This window comes from Pseudomonas asiatica (assembly GCF_009932335.1).
GTDB lineage: Bacteria > Pseudomonadota > Gammaproteobacteria > Pseudomonadales > Pseudomonadaceae > Aquipseudomonas > Aquipseudomonas asiatica.
This window is the reverse complement of sequence record NZ_BLJF01000003.1, coordinates 427,665-452,783: the sequence shown is the minus strand read 5'-3', so window position 1 is coordinate 452,783 and position 25,119 is coordinate 427,665. Positions and strand designations below refer to the sequence as shown.

General features: G+C 64.4%; 23 protein-coding genes and 1 other RNA gene. 10 read left to right on the top strand and 14 right to left on the bottom strand.

Features of this window, described 5'->3' with window-relative positions:
* Window positions 1-32: 32 nt before the first annotated feature.
* Window positions 33-1,391, bottom strand: a complete 1,359-nt coding sequence (locus GYA95_RS24640; RefSeq protein WP_013974708.1) for a glutamine synthetase family protein — start codon at window positions 1,389-1,391, stop codon at window positions 33-35.
* Window positions 1,392-1,432: 41 nt separating this feature from the next.
* On the opposite strand from GYA95_RS24640, the gene GYA95_RS24635 reads away from it, so the two are divergent.
* Entirely contained in the window at window positions 1,433-1,693 is a 261-nt protein-coding gene (locus GYA95_RS24635) for a hypothetical protein (RefSeq protein ID WP_015272221.1), read from the top strand.
* A 272-nt stretch (window positions 1,694-1,965) separates the two neighbouring features.
* Entirely contained in the window at window positions 1,966-3,342 is a 1,377-nt protein-coding gene (locus tag GYA95_RS24630; protein ID WP_015272222.1) for a glutamine synthetase family protein, read from the top strand.
* A gap of 151 nt (window positions 3,343-3,493) precedes the next feature.
* Here GYA95_RS24630 and argA read toward each other — a convergent pair whose 3' ends face one another.
* Together argA and argE are read right to left on the bottom strand one after the other, a co-directional pair.
* Window positions 3,494-4,792 (bottom strand): amino-acid N-acetyltransferase, encoded by a 1,299-nt coding sequence (gene argA / locus GYA95_RS24625; RefSeq protein WP_013974710.1) that lies wholly within the window; start codon window positions 4,790-4,792, stop codon window positions 3,494-3,496.
* A 124-nt stretch (window positions 4,793-4,916) separates the two neighbouring features.
* A complete protein-coding gene (gene argE / locus GYA95_RS24620) occupies window positions 4,917-6,059 on the bottom strand; it encodes an acetylornithine deacetylase (protein ID WP_015272223.1) in 1,143 nt (380 codons plus the stop codon).
* A 218-nt stretch (window positions 6,060-6,277) separates the two neighbouring features.
* Between argE and GYA95_RS24615 the strand changes: the two genes are divergently transcribed.
* On the top strand, window positions 6,278-7,645 hold the full coding sequence (locus GYA95_RS24615; protein WP_015272224.1) for a CYTH domain-containing protein: 1,368 nt from the start codon (window positions 6,278-6,280) through the stop codon (window positions 7,643-7,645).
* Between the two features lie 85 nt (window positions 7,646-7,730).
* Here GYA95_RS24615 and GYA95_RS24610 read toward each other — a convergent pair whose 3' ends face one another.
* Window positions 7,731-8,201, bottom strand: a complete 471-nt coding sequence (locus GYA95_RS24610) for an Lrp/AsnC family transcriptional regulator (protein ID WP_015272225.1) — start codon at window positions 8,199-8,201, stop codon at window positions 7,731-7,733.
* Window positions 8,202-8,327: 126 nt separating this feature from the next.
* Here GYA95_RS24610 and GYA95_RS24605 point away from each other — a divergent pair, with 126 nt between their 5' ends.
* From GYA95_RS24605 to GYA95_RS24595, 3 genes are all read left to right on the top strand, one after another.
* Entirely contained in the window at window positions 8,328-8,633 is a 306-nt protein-coding gene (locus GYA95_RS24605; RefSeq protein ID WP_003259353.1) for a hypothetical protein, read from the top strand.
* A gap of 203 nt (window positions 8,634-8,836) precedes the next feature.
* On the top strand, window positions 8,837-10,522 hold the full coding sequence (locus GYA95_RS24600; protein WP_015272226.1) for a GspE/PulE family protein: 1,686 nt from the start codon (window positions 8,837-8,839) through the stop codon (window positions 10,520-10,522).
* 89 nt (window positions 10,523-10,611) lie between these two features.
* Entirely contained in the window at window positions 10,612-10,926 is a 315-nt protein-coding gene (locus GYA95_RS24595; protein WP_003259356.1) for a DUF2388 domain-containing protein, read from the top strand.
* A 119-nt stretch (window positions 10,927-11,045) separates the two neighbouring features.
* On the opposite strand, the gene gcvP is transcribed toward GYA95_RS24595, so the two are convergent.
* The 10 genes from gcvP to GYA95_RS24545 all read right to left on the bottom strand — a co-directional run bounded on the left by gcvP (window position 11,046) and on the right by GYA95_RS24545 (window position 23,541).
* Complete coding sequence (gene gcvP, locus GYA95_RS24590; RefSeq protein ID WP_015272227.1) at window positions 11,046-13,919, bottom strand: aminomethyl-transferring glycine dehydrogenase; 2,874 nt, start codon at window positions 13,917-13,919, stop codon at window positions 11,046-11,048.
* Window positions 13,920-14,112: 193 nt separating this feature from the next.
* Complete coding sequence (gene gcvH / locus GYA95_RS24585; protein ID WP_015272228.1) at window positions 14,113-14,496, bottom strand: glycine cleavage system protein GcvH; 384 nt, start codon at window positions 14,494-14,496, stop codon at window positions 14,113-14,115.
* 51 nt (window positions 14,497-14,547) lie between these two features.
* A complete protein-coding gene (gene gcvT, locus GYA95_RS24580; RefSeq protein WP_015272229.1) occupies window positions 14,548-15,630 on the bottom strand; it encodes a glycine cleavage system aminomethyltransferase GcvT in 1,083 nt (360 codons plus the stop codon).
* A 125-nt stretch (window positions 15,631-15,755) separates the two neighbouring features.
* Complete coding sequence (locus tag GYA95_RS24575) at window positions 15,756-17,378, bottom strand: ABC transporter permease (protein ID WP_015272230.1); 1,623 nt, start codon at window positions 17,376-17,378, stop codon at window positions 15,756-15,758.
* Between the two features lie 143 nt (window positions 17,379-17,521).
* Complete coding sequence (locus GYA95_RS24570) at window positions 17,522-18,523, bottom strand: extracellular solute-binding protein (protein ID WP_015272231.1); 1,002 nt, start codon at window positions 18,521-18,523, stop codon at window positions 17,522-17,524.
* A gap of 202 nt (window positions 18,524-18,725) precedes the next feature.
* Complete coding sequence (locus GYA95_RS24565; RefSeq protein WP_167506578.1) at window positions 18,726-19,943, bottom strand: 2-octaprenyl-3-methyl-6-methoxy-1,4-benzoquinol hydroxylase; 1,218 nt, start codon at window positions 19,941-19,943, stop codon at window positions 18,726-18,728.
* Window positions 19,944-19,952: 9 nt separating this feature from the next.
* Window positions 19,953-20,438 carry a DUF4442 domain-containing protein gene (locus tag GYA95_RS24560; RefSeq protein WP_013974720.1) on the bottom strand — a complete coding sequence of 162 codons (486 nt, stop codon included), beginning with the start codon at window positions 20,436-20,438 and terminating at the stop codon, window positions 19,953-19,955.
* Window positions 20,435-21,634: a 2-octaprenyl-6-methoxyphenyl hydroxylase gene (gene ubiH, locus GYA95_RS24555; RefSeq protein WP_015272233.1), complete on the bottom strand. Its 1,200-nt coding sequence runs from the start codon at window positions 21,632-21,634 to the stop codon at window positions 20,435-20,437. The genes GYA95_RS24560 and ubiH overlap by 4 nt, the downstream gene beginning before the upstream one ends.
* Window positions 21,631-22,965, bottom strand: coding sequence for a Xaa-Pro aminopeptidase (gene pepP / locus GYA95_RS24550; RefSeq protein ID WP_015272234.1), 1,335 nt, complete (start codon window positions 22,963-22,965; stop codon window positions 21,631-21,633). The genes ubiH and pepP overlap by 4 nt, the downstream gene beginning before the upstream one ends.
* Before the next feature lie 21 nt (window positions 22,966-22,986).
* Window positions 22,987-23,541, bottom strand: coding sequence for a YecA/YgfB family protein (locus GYA95_RS24545; RefSeq protein WP_003259367.1), 555 nt, complete (start codon window positions 23,539-23,541; stop codon window positions 22,987-22,989).
* Window positions 23,542-23,722: 181 nt separating this feature from the next.
* On the opposite strand from GYA95_RS24545, the gene GYA95_RS24540 reads away from it, so the two are divergent.
* The 4 genes from GYA95_RS24540 (at window position 23,723) to GYA95_RS24525 (ending at window position 25,106) form a co-directional block, all read left to right on the top strand.
* Window positions 23,723-23,905, top strand: a complete 183-nt coding sequence (locus GYA95_RS24540; RefSeq protein WP_029886233.1) for a TIGR02449 family protein — start codon at window positions 23,723-23,725, stop codon at window positions 23,903-23,905.
* On the top strand, window positions 23,902-24,222 hold the full coding sequence (locus GYA95_RS24535) for a cell division protein ZapA (RefSeq protein ID WP_015272235.1): 321 nt from the start codon (window positions 23,902-23,904) through the stop codon (window positions 24,220-24,222). Before GYA95_RS24540 ends, GYA95_RS24535 begins: the two co-directional genes overlap by 4 nt.
* A 17-nt stretch (window positions 24,223-24,239) precedes the next feature.
* Window positions 24,240-24,419: non-coding RNA, 6S RNA (ssrS, locus tag GYA95_RS24530), on the top strand.
* A gap of 78 nt (window positions 24,420-24,497) precedes the next feature.
* A complete protein-coding gene (locus GYA95_RS24525; RefSeq protein ID WP_003259369.1) occupies window positions 24,498-25,106 on the top strand; it encodes a 5-formyltetrahydrofolate cyclo-ligase in 609 nt (202 codons plus the stop codon).
* The last annotated feature ends 13 nt before the right edge of the window (window positions 25,107-25,119 follow it).

Genomic DNA, 25,119 nt, shown 5'->3' with positions numbered 1-25,119 from the left:
TTCGACAGCCGCGTCCTGCGGCACCAAGTTGATCAGACAGCAAACAGCAGGAACTCACGCTCCCAGGAACTGATGACTCGCTTGAAGTTCTCGTGCTCGGCGCGCTTGGTGGCGACGTAGCCGGTGATGAACTTCTTGCCCAGGTACTGCACCAGTGCACGGCTGTTTTCCATGCGTTCCAGGGCATCTTCGATGGTCAGTGGCAGGCGCAGGTTGCGGCGTTCGTAGCCACGGCCCTGCACCGGCGCGCTGGCGTCGATGCCTTCGACCATGCCGATGTAGCCACACAGCAGGCTGGCGGCGATGGCCAGGTAAGGGTTGGCGTCGGCGCCTGGCAGGCGGTTCTCGACCCGGCGGCTTTGCGGGCCGGCGTCCGGCACGCGCAGGCCGACGGTACGGTTTTCCTCGCCCCATTCCACGTTCACCGGCGCCGAGGTGTCGGGCAGGAAGCGGCGGAACGAGTTGACGTTGGGGGCGAACAGCGGCAATGCCTCGGGGATGAACTTCTGCAGGCCACCGATGTGGTGCAGGAACAGTTCGCTCATGCTGCCGTCGTCGTTGCTGAAGATGTTCTTGCCGGTGGCCACGTCGACCACGCTCTGGTGCAGGTGCATGGCACTGCCTGGCTCACCGGTCATGGGCTTGGCCATGAAAGTGGCGGCCACATTGTGCTTGAGCGCGGCCTCGCGCATGGTGCGCTTGAACACCAGGATCTGGTCGGCCAGGTGCAGAGCGTTGCCATGACGGAAGTTGATCTCCATCTGCGCCGTGCCGTCTTCATGGATCAGCGTGTCGAGGTCCAGCTGCTGCAGTTCGCACCAGTCGTAGACGTCTTCGAACAGCGGGTCGAATTCGTTGGCGGCTTCGATCGAGAACGACTGGCGGCCGGTTTCCGGCCGGCCCGAACGGCCTACCGGGGGCTGCAGCGGGAAGTCCGGGTCTTCGCTGCGCTTGGTCAGGTAGAACTCCATCTCCGGCGCGACGATCGGCTGCCAGCCCTTGTCGGCGTATAGCTTGAGGACTTTCTTCAGCACGTTGCGCGGCGACAGTTCGACCGGGTTGCCCTTCTTGTCGTAGGTGTCGTGGATCACCTGGGCGGTCGGCTCGATGGCCCATGGCACCAGGAACACGGCGTTCTCGTCGGGGCGGCAGATCATGTCGATGTCCGCCGGGTCCAGCAGTTCGTAATAGATGTCGTCGTCGACGTAGTCGCCGGTCACGGTCTGCAGCAGCACGCTCTCAGGCAGGCGCATGCCTTTTTCGGCGATGAACTTGTTGGTAGGCGAAATCTTGCCGCGCGTGATGCCGGTCAGGTCACTGATCATGCATTCGACTTCGGTGATCTTGTGCTCTTTCAACCAATCGGTGAGCTGGTCGAGGTTGTTACTCATAAATACCTCAGGAGGTAAGGTGGTCCGCGCACTGATTCTGGATGGAGTACATTGCTAAAGCAAAAACCCCCGCGCAGAGCCGCAGTGGATACACTGAAAACAAGTGTGTCCGTAATGAGTTCGAAAGGCAGGAAGACGAAACGAAGGGCGGCAAGCCGCTGCGAGGGCAGGTCCGGGAGCACCAAACGTCAATTATTGCGGCCAGGGCGGCCACGCCGTTGACGAAGCTTGCAAAAATGACGGATGTACCCGATGGCACTGCGCAGGCAGTACTTTCAGGTCTCGGCAAGCGGACCATGTGACCCTCGTATTATTGTGTTCTGGGTTGAGACCGAGCTTAGCCTTGTTCATTTTTTTACACAACACCTCCGTAAAAAATAAAACACGGCTGGTCGGAGATAGCCCTTTGCGAGGGAAATAGCGGATAATGGCTTGCCCCGATATGCAGCAAATCTGCCGTCGATGTGCCATTTCAGGGCATCATGGGGTTGGCTTGACATCAGTTTGTCTTTTCGATTGACTGGTCTTGCAAGCCCCCCTTGATTGATATTTTTAACAACAAAGGTGTTGCATCATGTCGGTACCCCCGCGTGCCGTTCAGCTTAACGAAGCGAACGCGTTCCTTAAGGAACATCCTGAGGTTCTCTACGTTGACCTTCTGATTGCAGATATGAATGGTGTGGTGCGTGGCAAGCGCATAGAGCGCACCAGCCTCCACAAGGTTTACGAGAAAGGCATCAACCTGCCTGCCTCCCTCTTCGCCCTGGACATCAACGGTTCCACCGTCGAAAGCACCGGGCTGGGCCTGGACATCGGCGATGCTGACCGCATCTGCTACCCGATCCCCGGCACCCTCTCCAACGAACCCTGGCAGAAGCGCCCGACCGCCCAGCTGCTGATGACCATGCACGAGCTCGAAGGTGAGCCGTTTTTTGCCGACCCGCGTGAAGTGCTGCGCCAGGTGGTCGACAAGTTCACCGAGATGGGCCTGACCATCTGCGCCGCGTTCGAGCTGGAGTTCTACCTGATCGACCAGGAAAACGTGAACGGCCGCCCGCAGCCGCCGCGCTCGCCAATTTCGGGCAAGCGCCCGCAGTCGACCCAGGTGTACCTGATCGACGACCTCGACGAATACGCCGACTGCCTGCAGGACATCCTGGAAGGCGCGAAGGAGCAAGGCATCCCGGCCGACGCCATCGTCAAGGAAAGCGCCCCAGCGCAGTTCGAAGTCAACCTGCACCACGTGGCCGACCCGCTCAAGGCCTGCGATTACGCGGTACTGCTCAAGCGGTTGATCAAGAACATCGCCTACGACCATGAAATGGACACCACCTTCATGGCCAAGCCCTACCCGGGCCAGGCAGGCAACGGCCTGCATGTACACATTTCCGTGCTGGACAAAGATGGCAACAACATCTTCACCAGCGAGGATCCCGAGCAGAACGCCGCGCTACGTCACGCTGTCGGCGGTGTGCTCGAGACCCTGCCCGCGTCCATGGCGTTCCTTTGCCCGAACGTCAACTCGTACCGCCGCTTCGGCGCGCAGTTCTATGTACCGAACGCGCCAAGCTGGGGCCTGGACAACCGCACCGTGGCCCTGCGCGTGCCGACCGGTTCGCCGGACGCCGTGCGCATCGAGCACCGCGTGGCCGGTGCCGACGCCAACCCGTACCTGATGATGGCCGCCGTACTGGCCGGCGTGCACCATGGCCTGACCAACAAGGTCGAGCCGGGTGAGCCGATCGAAGGCAACTCGTACGAGCAGTTGGAGCAGAGCCTGCCGAACAACCTGCGCGATGCCCTGCGCGAGCTGGACGACAGCGAGATCCTGAACAAGTACATCGATCCGAAGTACATCGACATCTTCGTCGCGTGCAAGGAGAGCGAGCTGGAGGAGTTCGAGCACTCGATCTCCGACCTCGAGTACAACTGGTACCTGCATACCGTGTAAACGAAAACGCCGCCCACAAGGGCGGCGTTTTTGTTCGAGATCGGTGTCGCCTGCTTCGCGGGTAAACCCGCTCCCACAGGGACCGCGCCGGCCTCAGGTCCGGTGAAGATCCTGTGGGAGCGGGTTCACCCGCGAAGAGGCCAGTACAGGTTTACAAGGGCTTCTCGAAGATCTTCGAATTACGCTGGTAGTTGTACAGCGAAGCCCGCGCCGCTGGCAGTCGCTCGACCCCACTCGGAGCAAACCCGCGTTCGCGGAACCAGTGCGCGGTACGCGTCGTCAGCACGAACAAGGTGTTCAGCCCCAACTGTCGCGCCCGGCTTTCGATGCGCTCCAGCAGCTCGTCGCCACGCCCGCCATGGCGGTACTCCGGGTTCACCGCCAGGCACGCCAGCTCGCCGGCATCGGAGTCGGCAATCGGGTACAACGCCGCACAGGCGATGATCATGCCCTCGCGCTCGACCACGCTGAACTGCTCGATCTCCCGCTCCAGCACCTCACGCGAACGGCGTACCAGGATGCCCTGCTCTTCCAGCGGGCTGATCAGCTCCAGCAAACCGCCCACGTCCTCGATGGTCGCCTCGCGTACCACTTCGAACTGCTCCTGCGACACCAGCGTGCCGCCACCGCCACGGGTGAACAGCTCGGTCAGCAAGGCGCCGTCCTCGGCATAGCTGACGATATGGCTGCGCGCCACGCCGCCTTTGCAGGCTTCGGCCGCGGCATCCAGCAATTCTCCCTGGTAATCGCTGCCCAGGCGCTGCAGATGCGGGGCAACCTGCTGCGGGCGCAGCTCACGCACCAGCTTGCCATCGGCATCCAGCAAGCCCGGCTCGGCACCGAACAGCAGCAGCTTGTCGGCACCCAGTTCAATGGCGGCGCGGGTGGCCACGTCTTCGCAGGCCAGGTTGAAGATTTCACCCGTGGGCGAATAGCCCAGCGGTGACAACAGCACGATGGAGCGCTCGTCGAGCAGGCGGCTGATGCCCTTGCGGTCAACTCGACGCACTTCGCCGGTGTGATGGTAGTCCACGCCTTCTAGCACACCGATCGGCCGCGCCGTGACCAGGTTGCCGGACGCCACGCGCAGGCGCGAACCCTGCATCGGCGAAGCGGCGATGTCCATCGACAGGCGTGCCTCGATGGCCAGGCGCAAGGCGCCGACGGCATCGATCACGCAATCCAGGGTGGCGGCATCGGTGATGCGCAGGCCACGGTGGTAGTGCGGGGTCAGGCCGCGATCAGCCAGGCGGCTTTCGATCTGCGGGCGCGAGCCATGCACCAGTACCAGGCGCACGCCCAGGCTGTGCAGCAGCACCAGGTCGTGGACGATGTTGCCGAAATTAGGGTGTTCCACCCCATCGCCAGGGAGCATGACCACGAAGGTGCAGTCGCGATGGGCATTGATATACGGGGAGGCATGACGCAGCCAGTTGACGTAGTCGGGCATGACAGGGCCTGTGGATAAGTGGACGGAGAACGGCGATACAGGTGGCGTTCAGGATCATCGTCGGAACAGGCTTGCGGTCACGCGCGGTCTCCTCTAGGCAGGAACGAAACAGTTCGGTTGACGTTTAGTCCAGGCAATAGTGCCGGATCAGGTCACGCAATAGACGCACGGTAGGCTCGATTCGTGACATTTCCAGGTATTCGCCGGGCTGGTGGGCACAGGCGATGTCGCCGGGGCCCAGCACGATGGTCTGGCAACCCAGTTGCTGAAGATAAGGCGCTTCAGTGCCGAACGCCACCGCTTCGGCGCGATGGCCGGTCAGGCGCTCCGCCACTTGCACCAACTCGGCGTCGGCTGCCTGCTCGAAAGGCGGCACCTCCGGGAACAACGGCGCATAGTCGATGCGCACCTCAAAGCGCTCTGCCACCGGCATCAGCTTGGCGCGAATGGCCGCGCGCAGTTGCTCCACATCCATGCCTGGCAGTGGGCGCAGGTCGAACTCCAGGGCACATTGGCCGCAGATACGGTTGGGGTTGTCGCCGCCGTGGATGCAGCCGAAGTTCATGGTCGGGGTCGGTACGGTGAACTGCGGGTTGCGGTAGGTTTGCTGCCATTGCTGGCGCAACCCCATCAGCTCGCCCATCACTGCGTGCATGGCCTCCAAGGCGCTGCGGCCCAGGCTTGGGTCCGAGGAGTGGCCGCTGCGCCCGAGGATGTGGATACGGTCCATGAGGATGCCTTTGTGCATGCGGATCGGCCGCAGCCCAGTGGGCTCGCCGATCACCGCCGCACGGCCGAGCGGCTGGCCGGCCTCGGCCAGGGCACGGGCCCCGGACATGGAGCTTTCTTCGTCACAGGTGGCGAGGATCAGCAGCGGCTGCTTGAAATCGTGCTCCAGCAGCGGGATGACCGCTTCGATGACCAGAGCGAAGAAGCCCTTCATGTCACAGCTGCCCAGGCCGACCCAGCGGCCGTCGGTTTCGGTCAGTTTCAGCGGGTCGCTGGCCCACAGCTGTTCGTCGTAGGGCACCGTGTCGCTGTGCCCCGCCAGCACCAGGCCACCCGGGCCGGTGCCACGGCTGGCCAGCAGGTTGAACTTGCCGGGGCTGACCTGCTGGATGTCGCACTTGAAACCCAGGTCGCCCAACCAACCGGCCAGCAGGTCGATGACCTGGCGATTGGACTGGTCCAGCGCAGGCTGGGTGCAACTGACCGAGGGCGCGGCGATCAGGGCGGCGAACTGGTCTTTCAGCGTCGGCAACGGCATGCGCGTACTCCTCGGAAGCGTTGCCCATCATAGCAATGCCGTCCAACCGTGTGGGCTTCTTCGCGGGTAAACCCGCTACCACAGGGAAAGCGCCGCACCTGAGGGCAGCACAGGACCTGTGGCAGCGGGTTCACCCGCGAAGAAGCCTCCACGATCCAACAGACGAGAGCCGACTCCTGTAGACTGCTGGGCAACCACGCCCCTCCTTCGAGCCTGTGATGCACAAAGAAACCGAACTCAAGCTCCGCGCCAGCCGCGAGACCCTTGCCGCCCTGCGCGAGCACCCTCTGCTGAAAAAGCGCAACAAGTCCGGCTGGCAGACCCGCGAACTGCTCAACCAGTACTTCGACACTCCCGAGCGCGAGCTCTCTGCTGCCCGTGTCGCCCTGCGCCTGCGCCGCGATGGCGAGGCCATCATCCAGACCCTCAAGTGCCGCGGCACCAGTGTGGCCGGTCTGTCCGAGCGCAACGAGCATGAATGGCAGCTGGACAAGGTCAAGCTCGACCTGAAGAAGCTCGACGACAGCTGCTGGCCCGCGCAACTGGCCAACCTGGACAAAAAGACCATCAAGCCGCTGTTCACCACCGACTTCAGCCGTGAATACGCCGAAATCGCCTGGGGCCGTGGCAAGAGCAAGGTGGTGATCGAGGCCGCGCTGGACCAGGGTTTCGTGATCGCCGGCAAGCGCAAGGAAGAAATCTGCGAGCTGGAACTGGAACTGCGTGAAGGTGAGCCGCAGGCACTGCTGGAACTGGCCGCCGAGCTGGCCGCCAGCCTGCCGCTGATGCCATGTGACATCAGCAAGGCCGAGCGTGGCTACCGCCTGCTGGAGCCGGACAGCTACGAGCTGGGCCTGCCGCACACCGAGCTGGAAGCCGAAATGGCCGTGGACGACGCCTACGCCGCACTGGCCTGGCAACTGCTGGGCAGCAGCCAGCGCCTGGCCGAGCAATACCGCCACAACGGCCACTGGCGCCTGCTGCAGGACTGGGTCGAGTGCCTGAGCGAGCTGCGTGCCATTACCGCCAGCCTGGGCCAGGCCGCGCCACGCGCCATCACCCGTGACCTGCGCAGCAGCCTGGACGCCTTGCTCGAAGACTGGCGCCCGCTGGTGCAGGCCGGTAACGAAGACGAAGATATCCGCCGCGCCGCCCCCGAGCAGTTCGCCGAAGAACTGGAAGACGTGCGCTGGGGCCAGTTCTCGCTGGAAACCTCGCGCTGGCTGCTGGCCCGTGCCTGGACCGTGGAGCGCAAAGGCCGTGGCGAGCGCCAGGGCAAGGCGCAGCTGGCAAGCTGGCTGGCGCACCTGCTGGGCGAAGAAGGCCGAGCGTTGAAGCTGCCGCTGTACACCCAGCGGCCGGAAGACCTGGCCGAGCAACTGCCGCGTATCGAGCAGCTGCTGGCCTGGCTGCACCATGCTCGTCAGGTGCTGGAAGCGCCCCAGATGGACCGCCTGTATGGCGACCTGAAGAAGCTACATGAGCTGGCTGAGCAGCCGATCAGCGATGAGGTACTGGAAGCGCGTATCGAGCAGGCTCGGGCGGTGGATCAGAGCCGCGGCTGGAAGCACCTGCTCAAGGCTTGATACCGCGTCGCCTGCTTCGCAGCACAAGGCTGCTCCTACAGGGCACCGATATCCCCTGTAGGAGCAGCCTTGTGCTGCGAAGACCTCACCGCGACAGTGGCAGGCTGGTGGTGGACTTGATCTCCGACAGCGCCACGATCGAGTTCACCTCCTGAATCCCCGGCACGTTCGACAGCTTTTCGAAGAAGAACCGTTCATAAGCCTCGATATCCGGGGTGACGATGCGCAACAGAAAGTCCACCGACCCCATCAGCACATAACACTCCAGCACCTCCGGAAACCCGCGGATCGCGTCGGTGAACTCTGTGAAGTTGGAGCGCCCATGGGCGTTCAGTTTCACCTCGGCGAAAATCTGCGTGTTCAGGCCGACCTTCTTGCGGTCCAGCAAGGTCACCTGCCCACGAATCACCCCCTCCTCCTTCAACCGTTGGATACGCCGCCAGCACGGCGATTGCGACAGCCCCACGCGTTCGGCGATCTGCGCGCTGGACAGCGAAGCGTCCTCCTGCAGCAGTTCGAGGATACGGCGGTCGTAGGCATCCAGCTCGCTGTGCATAGACAATTCTCCTGAGAATCATTTTATGAATAGATCAATTCGCCAATACCGCGAAATGCTCAAATAATAGCGAAAAAATACCGCCACCAACGTGCAAGAATTTCTCCAACATTTGCGGAGACCAGCATGAACGCACAGCCCCGTACCGACGCCTGGGCCGCCAGCAGCGCCCACAGCACCGTGCACTATCGCCTGCAGGCCGAGGCCGAGCCTGACAGCCTGTGCCGGGTACTCAACCTGTTTGCCCTGCAGTTCCTGACCCCACACAGCGTGCAGGTCAGTCAGCAGGACGACTGGCTGGATATCGAGGTCGGCATCGGCGGCCTGAGCTGGCACCGGGCCGAGGTGATTGCGCAAAAACTGCGTAACCTGGTGTGTGTGGGTGAGGTGAGCCTGAGCAACCTGCAGCGGGTGGAGCTGGCGGTTGTGTAAGCATTTACCGACCCTATCGCCGGCAAGCCGGCTCCCACAGGTACAGCGCAATCTTCGAGCCTGTGGTGGTCCTGTGGGAGCTGGCTTGCCAGCGATAGGGCCAGTACAGGCACAGTAAATTTCCGAAACTTTTCACTTCCGTTAACCTTCCGCCGTCCGGCTAGCCTTGATCAGCACTCCCCTATCAGGCACGGACGCCAACCATGCACTCCCCCGACAACCCGGCACTCGACCTCAAGCGCGTGCTCCAGGCCCTGCTCGCCGACCAGCACCTGCACGCCAACGACACCCTGCAGGTACTCGAGCACGCCGCCAATCACCCCACCGCCCACCCGCTGGAACAGATCGCCGCCTGCGCCCTGGAAGACCGCCGACACCCTGGCGAGCCCCTGGACCTGGATCGCCTCTGCCAATGGCTGGCCAACAAGGTCGGCCAGCCCTACCTGCGCATCGACCCGCTGCAACTGGACCTGCCCCAGGTCACCGGCCTGATATCCCCGGCCTTCGCCCAGCGCCACGGCATCCTTATCGTCGCCGCCGACGCCTCCAGCGTCACCGTCGCCAGCGCCCAGCCCTACCAGGACGACTGGCTGGCCGACCTCACCCGCAGCCTGGGCCGGCCGATCCGGCGCGTTCTGGCCAGCCCGCAGCAGGTCCGCCAGGCAGGGCAGTCGTTCCACCGCCTGGCCCAATCGGTAAAGGGCGCGCAACACCAGCAGTCAGCCAGCCTGGGCGAACTCGAACAGCTGCTGGAGCTGGGCAAGCGCCAGGCCGAGGCCAGTGCGGACGACGCGCACATCGTGCATATCGTCGACTGGCTGCTGCAGTACGCCATCGAGCAACGCGCCAGCGATATCCACCTGGAACCACGCCGCGAACAGGGCCAACTGCGCTACCGCATCGACGGCCTGCTGCACAACGTCTACGCCTTCCCCGCCGGGGTGACCCTGGCGCTGGTCAGCCGCCTGAAACACCTGGGGCGCATGGACGTCGCGGAAAAACGGCGGCCGCAGGATGGCCGGCTGCATAGCCGCCTGCCTGGCGGCGGCGAGGTGGAACTGCGACTGTCGACCTTGCCGACTCCGTTCGGCGAGAAACTGGTGCTGCGCCTGTTCGACCCGCAACAGTTGCAAGAGGGCTTCGACCGGCTCGGCCTGGACGGGGCGCAACTGGACCAGTGGCAAGGCCTGCTGCGTCATCGTCAGGGCATCATCCTGGTTACCGGCCCCACCGGGTCCGGCAAGACCAGCACGCTTTACGCCAGCCTCAAGCTGCTGGCCACGCCGCAGGTCAACCTGTGCACCATCGAAGACCCGATCGAGCGCCTGGAACCCGCCTTCAACCAGTTGCAGGTGCAACCCGCCCTGGACCTGGGATTCGCCAATGGTGTGCGGGCCATGCTGCGCCAGGACCCGGACATCATCATGATCGGCGAAATCCGTGATCGCGAGACCGCCCTGGTGGCGGTACAGGCAGCCCTTACCGGGCACCTGGTCCTGTCGACCCTGCATACCAACGACGCCTGTGGCGCGATCACCCGCCTGCAGGAGCTGGGTGTGGCCGACTACCTGATCAAGGCGACGCTGGTGGGGGTCATGGCCCAGCGGCTGGTGCGCACACTGTGCGCGGATTGCCGGGGTGATACAGCGCTGCGCGAAGGGCAGCCATGCCGTACCTGTCGTGGCACGGGGTTCCATGGCCGCACAGGGTTGTTCGAGCTGCTGATACCCAGCGACAGACTGCGCGCCCTGATAGGCCCGGACAGCGATCTGGCCAGTTTGCGTCGTCAGGCCGTGGCCGATGGCTTGCTCGATCTGCGCCGCTGCGGCGATGCCAAGGTAGCCTGTGGGCAGACCCGCCAAGAGGAAGTGCTACGGGCCTGTTCCTGAGCAAAAATCCTTTGTATTCAAGGAACTTGCCCCCCTGTGGCAGGATCAAACCGCGCATCTTCAACCCTCACCCTTCGAGGTGTTTCAACATGCGTTTCAAAACCGCCATCGCTGCCGCTGCCTTGCTTTCGCTGCCTATCGGCTCGGCCATGGCCGATACCTTCTGGCGTAACGTGATGACTACCGGTGCTACCACGGCATCGAGCTACCTGACTTCCGGGGATCACAAGCTGGTGATGGCGGCGCAGGATGACGCCGGCAGCTTCGTGGCCAGCGAAGGCGCGATCCGTGGGCCGTTCCTCGAAGCGGCAATTCGCCAGGCTCGCGCGGAGAACCCGGGGATGCAGGCTTCCGACATGGAACTGGCCAATGCCATCTTGGCCAAGAATGCGGTAGCCGAGTAACCGCGTCGCCTGCTTCGCGGGTGAACCCGCTCCCACAGGTACTGCACAGTATTCGAAACTTGTACAAGTCCTGTAGGAGCGGGTTTACCCGCGAAGGGGCCGGCACAGGCAAACCACAATTAGCGATACGCCTCCACCGGCACACAAGCACAGAACAGATTCCTGTCCCCATAAACGTTGTCGACCCGGTTCACCGCTGGCCAGTACTTGTGCTGGCGCACGTGAGCACTGGGCGCCACCGCCTGCTCCAGGCTGTAAGGCCTGTCCCACTCCGCCAGCACATCGGCCAGGGTATGCGGCGCATGCTTGAGCGGGTTGTTCTCCGCCGGCCAGTTGCCCTCCTGCACTTCGCCAATTTCCGCCCTAATCGCCAGCATCGCCTCGACGAAGCGGTCCAGTTCAGCCTTCGATTCACTCTCGGTCGGCTCGACCATCAGCGTGCCCGGCACCGGGAACGACATGGTCGGCGCATGGAAGCCATAGTCCATCAGGCGCTTGGCCACGTCCTCTTCACTGATGCCGGTCAGCGCCTTCAGCGGCCGCAGGTCGAGGATGCACTCATGCGCCACCCGCTGGTTGCGCCCGCGGTAGAGCACCGGGAAGGCACCACCCAGCTGGCTGGCCAGGTAATTGGCCGAGAGGATCGCCACCTCGCTGGCATCGGCCAGTTGCGGGCCCATCATGGCTATGTACATCCAGCTGATCGGCAGGATGCTCGCACTGCCCCAGGGCGCAGCACTGACCGCGCTGTTGTTCGGGTCCAGGCCGGGTACCGGCACCACCGGATGGCTGGCAACGAACGGCTTGAGGTGCGCGCGAATGCCGATCGGGCCCATGCCCGGGCCGCCACCACCGTGGGGGATGCAGAAGGTCTTGTGCAGGTTCATGTGTGAAACGTCGGCGCCGATATCCGCCGGACGCGCCAGGCCCACCTGGGCATTGAGGTTGGCACCATCCATATACACTTGGCCACCGTGCTGGTGGACCACTTCGCAGATTTCGCGAATCCCCTCTTCATAAACGCCGTGGGTCGACGGGTAAGTGATCATCAGGCACGACAACCGATCCCCGGCCGAGTGGGCCTTGGCCTTGAGGTCGGCCAGGTCGACGTTGCCATCGTCGTCGCAATCGACGATCACCACCTCCATGCCGGCCATTTGCGCCGATGCCGGGTTGGTGCCGTGGGCCGACGACGGGATCAGGCAGAGCGTGCGTTGCGGCTGGTGGCGGCTGCGATGATAGCGGGTAATGGCCATCAGGCCGGCATACTCGCCCTGGGCGCCGGAGTTGGGCTGCATGCAGATGGCATCGAAGCCGGTAATGGCGCACAGCCAGCTTTCCAGTTCGTCGATCATCGCCTTGTAGCCGGTGGCCTGGGCCGCCGGGGCAAACGGGTGCAGCTGGGCAAAGCCGGGCCAGGTGATGGGGATCATCTCGCTGGTAGCGTTGAGCTTCATGGTGCACGAGCCCAGCGGGATCATCGACTGGTTCAGCGCCAGGTCCTTGTTCTCGAGTTGCTTGAGGTAGCGCAGCATCTCGGTTTCGCTGTGGTGCAGGTTGAACACCGGGTGGGCGAGAAACGGCGTGCGCCGCACCAGGCTGGCAGGGATGCCTTCGGGCAGGGCCAGTTGGTCGAGTGCGGCTATATCCAGGCCGTGATCCACCCCCAGGAAGATATCGAACAGGCGCAACACCGTCTGCTCCGAGCAAGTCTCGTCCAGGCTCACGCCCAGATGCCCGCGGCCAAGGATTCGCAGGTTGATCTGGGCGGCCTCGGCGCTTTCGATGATGGCCGCCTGGGCACCGCCGACGTCCAGGGTAAGGGTGTCGAAGAAGTGCTGGTTGAGGCGCTTGATGCCCTTGGCCTCAAGGCCGGCGGCCAGGATGAAGGTCAGCCGGTGCACGCGCTGGGCAATGCGCTGCAGGCCTTCGGGGCCATGGTATACCGCATAGAAGCCGGCAATGTTGGCCAGCAGCACCTGGGCCGTGCAGATGTTGGAGTTGGCCTTCTCGCGGCGGATATGCTGCTCGCGGGTCTGCAGTGCCATGCGCAGCGCGGTGTTGCCACGGGCATCGCGCGACACGCCGATGATGCGCCCCGGCATGGCTCGCTTGTAGTCATCGCGGCAGGCGAAATAGGCCGCGTGGGGGCCGCCATAGCCCATCGGTACGCCAAAGCGTTGGGTTGAACCCAGCACAACATCGGCTCCCAGCTCCCCGGGCGGTGCCAGCACCACCAGGCTGAGCAAGTCGGCGGCTACGCAGGCCAGGGCATGCTGGCTGTGCAAATGGTCGACCAGCGGGCGCAGGTCGCGCACCTCGCCATGAGTATCCGGGTACTGCAGCAAGGCCCCGAAAACCGCGTGTTTGCCAAGGTTATCCACAGAGTCGACGATCAGCTCGAAGCCGAAGCCCTCGGCACGGGTCTTGAGTACCGACAGGGTTTGCGGGTGACAGTGCTCGTCGGCGAAGAAGGCATTGCTCTTGTTGCGCGCCACCCGCTTGGCCAGGGCCATTGCCTCGGCGGCGGCGGTGGCTTCGTCGAGCAGCGAGGCATTGGCCAGGGCCAGCCCGGTGAGGTCGATGACCATCTGCTGGAAGTTCAGCAGCGCCTCCAGCCGGCCTTGGGCAATCTCGGGCTGATAAGGCGTGTAGGCGGTGTACCAGCCCGGGTTCTCCAGCACGTTGCGCAGGATGACCGTGGGGGTGATGGTGCCGTGGTAGCCCATGCCGATCAGACTGGTCCAGACCTGGTTCTGCCCGGCGTAACCGGCGAGCTTGGCCAGGGCGGCCTGTTCGTCCAGTGCCGGCGGCAGGTCGAGGGGGCGATTGAGGCGGATGTCTGGCGGTACGGTCTGCTCGATCAGCTCACTGCGGCTGGCGACACCCAGCGCGTTGAGCATGGCCTGCTGCTCCGTGGCATCCGGGCCAAGGTGGCGACGCAGGAATGGGTTGAGCTCTTGCAGTTGATGCAGGGATGGCGACTGGGACATGACGACGCTCTCTTCCTGGAACAGCTCTCATGGAGACTTACAAGTCTAGGAAGGGATTGCCGATTCTGCGGGGAAACTTGTTTTGCCAGTACCGGCCCTATCGCCGGCAAGCCAGCTCCCACAGGTAACCACAGGCCCTGAGGCGCGCGCTATCTCTGTGGGAGCTGGCTTGCCGGCGATGAGGCCTGAAGCCCTATTCGCCGATAGCGGCCGCGTAACCAGCAGCATCCAGCAGCTTGTCCAGCTCAGACTTGTCGCTTGGCTTCAGCTTGAAAATCCAAGAATCGTAAGGTTCTTCGTTGAGCAGCTCAGGGCTATCAGCCAGCTCTTCGTTGACCGCAATCACTTCGCCACCGACCGGGGCGTAGATGTCCGAAGCGGCCTTGACCGACTCGACCACACCGGCCGCATCGCCAGCGGCGAATACCTTGCCGACTTCGGCCAACTCGACGAACACCACGTCACCCAGGGCTTGCTGGGCGTGGTCGCTGATACCAACAGTCACGGTGCCGTCGGCTTCCAGGCGAGCCCACTCGTGGCTTTCGGCAAAACGCAGTTCGGCGGGGATATTGCTCATGTCTTGAATTCCTCGATTGGCTCAGCGGTACGCCCGCCGGTTAAAAATTGTTCAGATCAGGATCTTGCCGTGGCGCACGAAGGTCGGTTTGACCACCCGCACCGGGTACCACTTGCTGCGAATTTCCACCTCGGCCCGGTCGCCGGTGGCCATGGGCACGCGTGCAAGGGCAATGGACTTGCTCAGCGTAGGCGAGAAACTACCACTGGTGATCTCCCCTTCGCCAATCCCGGCTACACGCACCACCTGGTGGGCACGCAGCACGCCACGCTCTTCCAGCACCAGGCCGACCAGTTTTTCCTGCACGCCGTGCTCGATTTCCGCCAGCAGCCCGGCGCGCCCGATGAAATCGCGCTCGGCCGGCTCCCAGGCGATGCTCCAGCCGAGGTTGGAGGTGAGCGGTGTGTGGTTTTCGTCGATGTCCTGGCCGTACAGGTTCATGCCGGCTTCCAGGCGCAGGGTATCGCGGGCACCAAGGCCGCTGGGGGCGATGCCGGCACCGACCAGGTCGTTGAAGAAGGCCACGGCCTGCTCGCCGGGGAGGATGATCTCCAGGCCGTCTTCACCGGTATAACCGGTGCGGGCAATGAACCAGTCGCCTTCGGCAAAGCCTTCGAAAGGACGCAGTTCGCGGATCAGCGCCGCACGCGAGGGGCTGAGCAGGGCTGCAACCTTTTCTCGAGCATGCGGGCCCTGGATGGCAAGGATGGCCAGGTCTGGGCGGACCTGGAAGTCCACGGCAAAACCGCCACGCTGCTGCTGCAGCCAGTCGAGTACCTTGGCACGGGTGGCGGCGTTGGTGACCAGGCGATAGCCATGTTGTGTGCGGTAGACGATCAGGTCGTCGATCACCCTGCCCTGTTCCTGCAACAGCGGGCTGTACAGCGCCTTGCCGGTGTCGTCGAGGCGGGCCACGTCGTTGGCCAGCAGACGCTGCAACCAGGCAGTGGCGTCGCTACCATCGACATCGATCACGGTCATGTGGGAAACATCGAACACCCCGCAATCGCTGCGCACCTGATGGTGCTCCTCGACCTGCGAGCCATAGTGCAGGGGCATGTCCCAGCCACCGAAATCGACCGTCTTGGCGCCAAGCGCCAGGTGCAGGTCATACAAAAGCGTGCGCTGTCCCATGGGTTTCTCCTTCCGGGCGTGGCGAAGCGGCGGCGGTCGATGACGTCGGGTCGTCAGCTCTTCTTGTGTAGGACCCGCCGCGCGAATGCCGCGCATTGTAGCCGCAAGGGCGCGGGCTGGCACCCTCAGTGACTGTGACCGGGTCGACGTGCCGAACGGCGGATCAGGCCGATGACCGGCAGCAGGCCCACCAGCACCAGGGTCAGTGCCGGCAACGATGCACGCGCCCACTCACCCTCGCTGGTCATCTCGAACACCCTTACCGCCAAGGTGTCCCAGCCGAACGGGCGCATCAGCAAGGTGGCCGGCATTTCCTTGAGCACGTCGACGAACACCAGCAGGGCGGCGCTGAGCGCGCCAGGCACCAGCAGCGGCAGATACACCTTGAAAAACAATCCCGCGCCACCGACGCCCAGGCTGCGGGATGCCTCGGGCAGTGACGGGCGGATCCGCTCCAGGCTGCTCTCCAGCGGCCCGTAGGCCACCGCGATGAAGCGCACCAGGTAGGCCAGCAGCAATGCGGCCAGGCTGCCCAGCAGCAGCGGCTTGCCGGCACCGCCCAGCCAGCTGGACAGCGGGATGACCAGGTGGTTGTCGAGGTAACTGAAGGCCAGCATGATCGAAACCGCCAGCACCGAGCCGGGCAAGGCATAGCCCAGGTTGGCCAGGCCCACCCCGGCGCGAATACCACCCGTCGGCGCCTGGCGCCGGGCAAAGGCCAGCAGCAACGCCACGCACACCGTGACCAGCGCCGCCATGCCGCCCAGGTACAGGGTGTGCAACACCAGGCCGACATAGCGCTCGTCCAGGTCATGTCGGCCACGCTGCCAGAACCACGCCAGCAGTTGCAGCAGCGGGATGACGAAGGCGCAGGCGAACACCAGCAGGCACCAACCGCTGGCCAGCAACGCCTTGACCCCGTGCAGGTGGTACAGCGCCTGCCCGCGCGGCCGCTCGTTGCCGCTGCGGCTGGCCCCCCTGGCACGGCGCTCGCCATACAGCACCAGCATCACCGCCAGCAGCAGCAGGCTGGCCAGCTGGGCAGCGCTGGACAGGCTGAAGAAGCCGTACCAGGTCTTGTAGATGGCCGTGGTGAAAGTGTCGAAGTTGAATACCGCAACCGCGCCGAAGTCGGCCAGTGTTTCCATCAGGGCCAGGGCAATACCGGCGCCGATCGCAGGCCGAGCCATGGGCAGAGCCACGCGCCAGAACGCTTGCAGCGGGGACAGCCCCAGCACCCGCGCGGCTTCCATCAGGCCCTTGCCCTGGGCCAGGAATGCGCTGCGCGCCAGCAGGTAGACATAGGGGTAGAACACCAGCACCAGTACGACGATCACCCCGCCGGTGGAGCGAACCCGCGGCAGGCGCATCGGCCCGAACACCTCGCGCAGGGCGCTCTGCACCGGGCCGGCGAAGTCCAGCAGGCCGACGAAGACGAACGCCAGCACATAAGCAGGGATGGCGAACGGTAGCATCAGCGCCCAGTCCAGCCAGCGCCGGCCAGGGAACTCGCAGAGGCTGGTCAACCAGGCCAGGCTGACCCCCAGTAACGTGACGCCGATGCCCACACCCGCCACCAGCGTCAGGGTATTGCCCAGCAGGCGAGTCATCTGGGTGTCGAGCAGGTGCGACCAGATCTGCAGGTCGATCGACTGCCAGGACAACAGCAGGACGCTCAGGGGCAGGAGCACCAGGGCGGCGACCAGGGTGACCGGGAGGTACCAGCGGCGTTGGGGGGAGTGGGGCAAGTTGAATGTCTCTGTGGCTGATTTGCGACCGCTATGCGGTCGTTCGCGGGCATGCCCGCTCCCACAGAGATCGAGTAATCCTGTGGGAGCGGGCATGCCCGCGAAGAGGCCCTGAAAGGCCCCGGAAGGATAAAGCCTGGCGCTTAGTTCCAGCCAGCCCGATCCATCAAGCGAATCGCTTCAGCCTGGCGCTTGCCAGCGATTTCAACCGGAATGCTGTCAGCCTTGAAGCTGCCCCACGCTGCCACTTCTTCCGATGGCTTGACCTTCGGGTTGGCCGGGAACTCCTGGTTGATGTCGGCGAACAGCTTCTGCGCCTCTTCACCAGTCATCCATTCAACCAGCTTCTTCGCCGCCTCCGGGTGTGGTGCATGCTTGGTCAGACCGATGCCCGACAGGTTCACGTGCACGCCACGGTCACCCTGGTTGGGCCAGAAGATCTTCACCGGCAGTTTCGGGTTCTGGTTGTGCAGACGACCGTAGTAGTAGGTGTTGACCACGCCCACGTCGCACTGGCCGGCCTCGATGGCCTGGATCACTGCGTTATCGTCGGAGAACACGTCGGTGGACAGGTTGTTGACCCAGCCTTTGACGATCTGCTCGGTCTTCGCCTCGCCGTGGGTCTCGATCAGGGTGGCGGTGAGCGACTGGTTGTACACTTTCTTCGCCGTGCGCAGGCACAGGCGGCCTTCCCACTGCTTGTCGGCCAGGGCTTCGTAGGTGCTCAGCTCTTGCGGCTTGACCCGCTCGGTGGAGTAGATGATGGTGCGCGCGCGCAGGCTCAGGCCGGTCCAGTCGTGGGACGAGGCGCGGTACTGCGGCGGGATGTTCTGGTCGATGATGTCGGACTTGATCGGCTGCAGGATGCCCATCTGCTCGGCCTGCCACAGGTTGCCGGCATCGACGGTCAGCAGCAGGTCGGCCACGCCGTTTTCGCCCTCGGCCTTGATGCGCTGCATCAGCGGGGCTTCCTTGTCGGTGATGAACTTGATCTTGACCCCAGTCTTGGCGGTATAGGCATCGAACACCGGCTTGATCAGCTCGTCGATGCGCGAGGAGTACACCACCACTTCGTCCGCTGCCTGGGCGGTGCCGCCGAACAGGGTCAGGGCCAGGGCGGCCAGTAGGGGCTTGCGTGGCAACATGGAAAGCACTCCTCGGATCGTATGAGAGGTGCAAATGGTAGTGAATCCCATTTTCCGACTCATCTACATAGGCGTTACCGGATGTTGCAGAGGGGGCTGCTGTGCAGCCCATCGCGACACAAGGCCGCTCCTACAAGAGATTGCGTCCCCCTGTAGGAGCGGCCTTGTGTCGCGAAAGGGCCGCAAAGCGGCCCCGACAATCTCAAGCCTTGGCCAGATCCGGCAGATCACCGCTCAAACCCAGCGCCTGCCGCACGAACAGCGCCTTGGCCTCCGGCATCTGCTCCACCAGCTTCAACCCGCTGTTACGCAACCAGCGCAACGGCAACGGGTTGGCCTGGAACAACCGCTCGAACCCTTCCATCGCCGCCATCAGCGCCAGGTTGTGCGGCATGCGCCGTCGCTCGTAACGGCTCAGTACCTTCACATCCGCCAGCCGCTCGCCACGCTCGCAGGCGTTGACCAGCACCTCGGCCAGCACCGCAGCATCGAGGAAGCCCAGGTTGACGCCCTGCCCGGCCAGCGGGTGAATGGTGTGCGCGGCATCGCCGATCAATGCCAGGCCTTCATCCACATAGCGCTTGGCGTGGCGCTGGCGCAGCGGCACGCACAGCCGCGGGTCGGCCTGCAGCACATCACCCAGGCGCCCCTCGAAAGCCCGCTCAAGGGCTTTCAGGAAGGCCGCTTCATCCAGCGCCATCAACTGCTCGGCATGCTCCGGCGTGGTCGACCACACGATCGAGCACCAGTCCTGCTGGCCATCGCGGGTCAGCGGCAGGAACGCCAGTGGCCCTTCATCGGTGAAGCGCTGCCAGGCCGTGGCCTGGTGCCCGGCGCTGCAACGCACGCTGGTGACGATGGCGTGGTGCAGGTAATCCCACTCGCGGGTTTCGCAGCCGGCCAGGCGCCGCACTGCCGAGTTGGCACCGTCGGCCGCGATCACCAGCGGCGCACGCAACTGGCGGCCATCGGCGAGGGTCAGCAGCCACTCGTCGCCGGAGCGTCGCAGCTGTTCGAGCCGCGCATTGGGCAGCAGGCCGATATCGCTGTCATGCAGGCGCTCCAGCAGGCCATCCTGCACCACCCGGTTCTCGACGATGTGGCCGAGCACTTGGGCATGCACGCTGGCAGCCGAGAAGTGAATCTGCCCGGTGCCGCTGCCATCCCATACATGCATGTCCGAGTATGGCGTGGCACGCCGGCGGGCGATGCCATCCCAAGCGCCAAGGCGCTCGAGGATGCGCTGGCTGGCTGCCGACAGCGCGCTGACACGCGGCTCGAACGGGGCCTGGGCATCGAACGGCTTGACCGTCAGCGGGCCGCCGTCGAGCAAGAGGATTTGCAAGCCACTGTGGCGCAACGCCAGGGCCAGGGCGCTGCCGACCATACCGGCACCGACAATCAACAGATCTGCGCGCATTTCCATGCCTTACGCCAGCCTCGCTTGCGGCTTGAGCCGCACATATAGGGTTTTATCGACCCGCGCCACCAGCTCGCCGGCGCCGTCGCGGATATCGACCTGCAAACGCGGCAGGCACTTCTTGCCGGTGGCAGTCTGCTGGCGGATTTCGTCCAGCAGCGCGTCATCGACGTGGAGTTCGGCATACACCGGGCCTTTGCCCGGCGAAATGAAATCGATGCTGGCGGCCTTGTCCCAGACGATATAGTCACGCCCCAGCTGCTCGATCAACAGCAGCATGTAGAACGGGTCGACCATGCCGTACAGGCTGCCGCCGCACTGGGTGCCGACGTAGTTGCGGTTCCAGCGGGTCAGCTTCATCGCCACCTTGACGCTGCGCAGGTCCGGGCTGATGTGCTGTACGCGGATACCAGCGCCGAGGTGCGGCGGGAACAGGTTCAGCCGCCAGCGCAACAGGCACGCCCGGCGCGCCAGCCTGCGCGTGTTGTCACTCATGCCTGACCTCGCGGATCGGGGCGGGTGCCCAGGCCCATGGCCTGGCGGGCGAACCAGCTTTTGGCCGGTGGCAGCAGGTCGAGCCCGAGCAGGCCAAGGTTGCGGCCGGCGGCCAGCAATGGCTGGCTGCTGCCGAACAGACGGGTGACCTGATCGGAAAAGCCGATGGTCATGGCCTGGTCCACGCGCTGGCGCTGGTGGTAGGCCTGCAATGTTGTCAGGTCGCCAGGCTGCTGCGGGCCGGCCAGCAGCGCCTCGGCAAGCGCCTGCACGTCACGCAGCGACAGATTGAAGCCTTGGCCGGCAATAGGGTGCAGGCTGTGCGCGGCGTTACCCAGCACCACCAGATGCGGCCGCACCTGCTCCTGGGCCTCGATCAGCGACAGTGGGTAGAGGTGCCGCGCGCCGACCTGGCGCAAGGCGCCCAGGCGATAGCCGAACACGCCCTGCAGTTCACGCAGGAAATTGCGCTCGTCGATGTCGGCCAGACGCCTCGCGTCCATGCCCTGGCGGGTCCAGACCAGCGCGCAGCGGTTATCCGGCAGCGGCAGCAGGGCCATGGGGCCTTCTTCGGTGAAACGTTCGAAGGCCTGGCCGCCGTGGGCCTCGCCCGGGGTTATGTTGGCGATCAGCGCGCTCTGTTGGTAGGGCGTGTGGCGCACGTGGATACCCAGCTGTTCGCGCAGGCCGGAACGGCCACCGTCGGCCAGTACAGCCAGGTCGCACTCCAACTGGGTGTCATCGTTCAGCTGCAGGCGGTAGCCACCCTCAATGGCCTGCATCGCAGTCACTTCCGCCGGGCAGCGCCAGCTCACCACCTCGCTGTCCAGCCCTTGCCAAAGGCACTGGCCCAGCCAGGCGTTTTCCACCACGTAGCCAAGCGCCGGCACACCCTCTTCCCGGGCATCCAGGCGGGTGGCACCGAAACGGCCGCGGTCGGACACGTGAATCTGCAAGATCGGCTCGGCGCGATGGCCGATGGCCTGCCACAGGCCCAACTGCTGGTAGATCTGCTGGGTACCGAACGACAGTGCCGACGAACGCGCGTCGTAGCTGGGCTGGAAGCTGTCACCGGGGGCGAACGGCTCGATCAGCAGGATCTTCCAGCCTCGCGCCTTGGCCCCCGCCTGCAGGGCCAGGGCCAGGCTCGCGCCCACCAGGCCGCCACCGATGATCGCCAGGTTTACCCGATTCATGCCGCGTCCTTGCGGGCGGCCTGCATCAGCGCCTCGATCTCGGCGACCGTGCGCGGCACGCCCGAAGTCAGGATTTCACAACCTTGCCTGGTCACTACCACGTCGTCCTCGATCCTTACACCAATGCCGCGCCATTTCTTGGCCACGGCCTGATTGTCGGCGCCTATGTAGATGCCCGGCTCGACGGTCAGCGCCATGCCGGGTTCTAGCACCCGCCACTCACCGCCCACCTTGTACTCGCCCACATCGTGCACATCCATGCCCAGCCAGTGCCCGGCGCGGTGCATGTAGAAGGCACGATAGGCCTCGCTGTCGATCAGCGCCTGTACCTCGCCGGTCAGCAGGCCCAGTTCCACCAGGCCCTCGGTGATGACCCGCACGGTCGCCTCATGGGCGTGGTTCCAGTGCTTGCCAGGGGCGATTTCGGCAAACGCCGCTGCCTGGGCCTTGAGCACCAGCTCGTAGATGGCCCTCTGCTCGGGCGAAAAACGCCCGCTGACAGGGAAGGTACGGGTGATGTCGCTGGCGTAGCAGTCGATCTCGCAGCCGGCGTCGATCAGCACCAGGTCGCCATCCTTGAGCGGGGCGTCGTTCTGCTGATAGTGCAGGATGCAGCCATTGCGCCCGGCCGCGACGATCGAGCCGTAGGCCGGCATCTTCGCCCCGCCCTTGCGGAACTCATAGTCCAGCTCGGCTTCCAGGCTGTATTCGTGCAAGCCGGCCCGGCAGGCCTGCATGGCCCGCACGTGGGCCCGCGCCGAGATGTCTGCGGCAGCGCGCATCACCTTCACTTCCGCTGCCGATTTATACAGGCGCATGTCGTGCAGCAGATGATCCAGCGCAACGAACTCGTTCGGCGGCTGGGCCCCCAGGCGCGCCTTGGAGCGGATCACGTTGATCCAGTCCATCAGCCGGCGGTCGAACTCGGGGTTGCTGCCCATGGCGCTGTATACCCGCTCACGGCCTTCGATCAGGCCCGGCAGGATCTCGTCGATGTCGGTGATGGGGAAGGCATCGTCTGCGCCAAAATCGCGCACCGCACCTTCCTGGCCGGCACGCAGGCCGTCCCACAGCTCGCGCTCGGGGTTGCGTTCTCGGCAAAACAGCACGTATTCGCCATGCTCGCGACCGGGAATCAGCGCAATCACCGCTTCCGGCTCGGGGAAACCACTGAGGTACTGGAAGTCGCTGTCCTGGCGGTAAACGTGCTCGACGTCGCGGTTACGGATGGCAACCGCGGCGGCGGGCAGGATGGCGATGCTGTTGGGGACCATCTGCGCCATCAGCGCCTTGCGCCGACGGGCATACTCGGCCTTGGGAATGTGGCTCATGGGCAGACTACCCCTGGTTGATCAGTGCAGCGATGGCTTGGGTGCAGGGGCGGCCGGCTTGGCCAGCTCGGAGAACAGCAGCAACGGCGCCACACGCAGGTATTCCATGACTTCCATGTAATCGCTCTCGCCATCCTCGGACTCCTCGAGGGCTTCCTGGACCTGGGAAATGGCCACCAGGTCCTGCAGCACTTCCTTGGCCTCGTCGGACAGGTCCTTGCCACCGGCATTCAGGCCGAAACCGGTGATGAAGCCCTGGCACCACTGGCCCAGCGCGGTGGCGCGATCGCTCAGGGCGGCGTCGTCGGAAGGCAGCAGCAGGACGATCGCCATGTCGTCGCTGGTCAGTTCGCCCTTGACCATTTCCTGCAGGCCGACCAGGGCGTTGCGTACGGTGTCACCGGGCTCGGTTTCCAGCAGCTGGGCGGCATCGGCCAGCCAGCCGTCGGCGTCGAAGCCGGCACCGGCGCAGCTGCGGCCGATCAGCAGGCCGTGCAGTTCGGCCGGTGTTACAGGATGGCCATTGCTGGACAGCAGCATGGCGAAGGCGATGTAGGGCGATTGGGTATTGGGCATGGGCAGCTAGGCGCCAGACGGCGCAATGACTAGAATGGAGACCTTGTATCCTAGCACCGGCAGGCGCGCCAAGACCATCGGCACTGGCCGTCGCCGCCCAGGGAGAGGCATCATCGCCAGGTGACTCAACGACGGAGCGAATCGAGTGCAACCCACGCAAGAGAACGACCTGCAGGCACTGATGAGCCGATTCGAGTTGCTGATCGAACGTGTCGAGCAACTAAAACGGCAAAATGCACTCCTAGTAGCTCAGGAAAAGTCCTGGCGCGAAGAGCGCGCCCACCTCATCGAAAAGAACGAGATCGCCAAGCGCAAGGTCGAGTCGATGATTTTACGCCTCAAGGCTCTGGAGCAAGACTCATGAGTTCAAGCAATAGCGTCACCGTGCAGATCCTCGACAAGGAATATTCGATCATCTGCCCGCCGGAAGAGCGCAACAACCTGGTCAGTGCCGCGCGCTACCTGGACGGCAAGATGCGCGAAATCCGCAGCAGCGGCAAGGTGATCGGCGCCGACCGCATCGCGGTCATGGCAGCGTTGAACATCACCCACGAAATGCTGCACCGCCAGGAAGAGCGCAACGATGCTCCGGCAGGCGGCACCACCCGCGAACAGGTGCGCGACCTGCTGGAACGGGTCGACCAGGCACTGTCCGACGACGCGGATACCAAAATCGGCTGAGATTGGTATACTGGCGCCACTCCCTGGGGGATGCGCCAGTCGGTTATGTCCCTGAGCCGATACGCACAACCACGGGGGTTGCACGCTGGGGCCGGTGTGCATGTCCGCCCGACGGAAAGCCTTAACGCCCCCTGCAATCTCCACCTTGAACTTTCGGGTTCAAGGGCTACACCGATAGCGGTCTTATCGGGGAGCCTGAATTCTCTTGCCCGCCCTTCCGGCGGGCAATTCGTTTTGGCCGACCACGTCGGCCAGCACCTGGGATCGCCCGTGCCATGACCGACACCGCGCAGCTCACCCGCCCCCAGCTCCGTCGCCTGCTCCGCAATGCCCGCCGCGCCCTTACCCCTGCTCAGCAACGCCAGGCCGCCCTTGGCCTTTACCGCCAGCTGGCGCAGCACCCGCTGTTCCGACGCGCCCGGCACATTGCCCTGTACTTGCCCAACGATGGCGAAATCGACCCTTACCTGCTGCTGCGCGAGGCCCAGCGCCGCGGCAAGCGCACCTACCTGCCGGTGCTGCACGCCTGGCCGCGCACGCGCATGGTGTTCCAGCGCTTCGAGCAAGGCGAGAAGCTCAAGCCCAACCGCTTTCGCATTCCCGAGCCGGTCACCGAGCGCAAGCGCCAGCGCCCGATCTGGTCGCTGGACCTGATCCTGCTACCGTTGGTCGGTTTCGACGAAGTGGGCGGTCGCCTGGGAATGGGCGGTGGTTTCTATGATCGCAGCCTGGCCTACCAGGCGCGTCGCCAGACCTGGAAAAAGCCGTTGCTGTTGGGGCTGGCACATGAATGCCAGAAGGTCGAGCGGCTGGCTCAGGCCAGTTGGGATGTACCGCTGCAGGGGACGGTCTCGGACCGTGGCTGGTACCTGGCGCCGCGTTGAGCGGCGCCAGCGG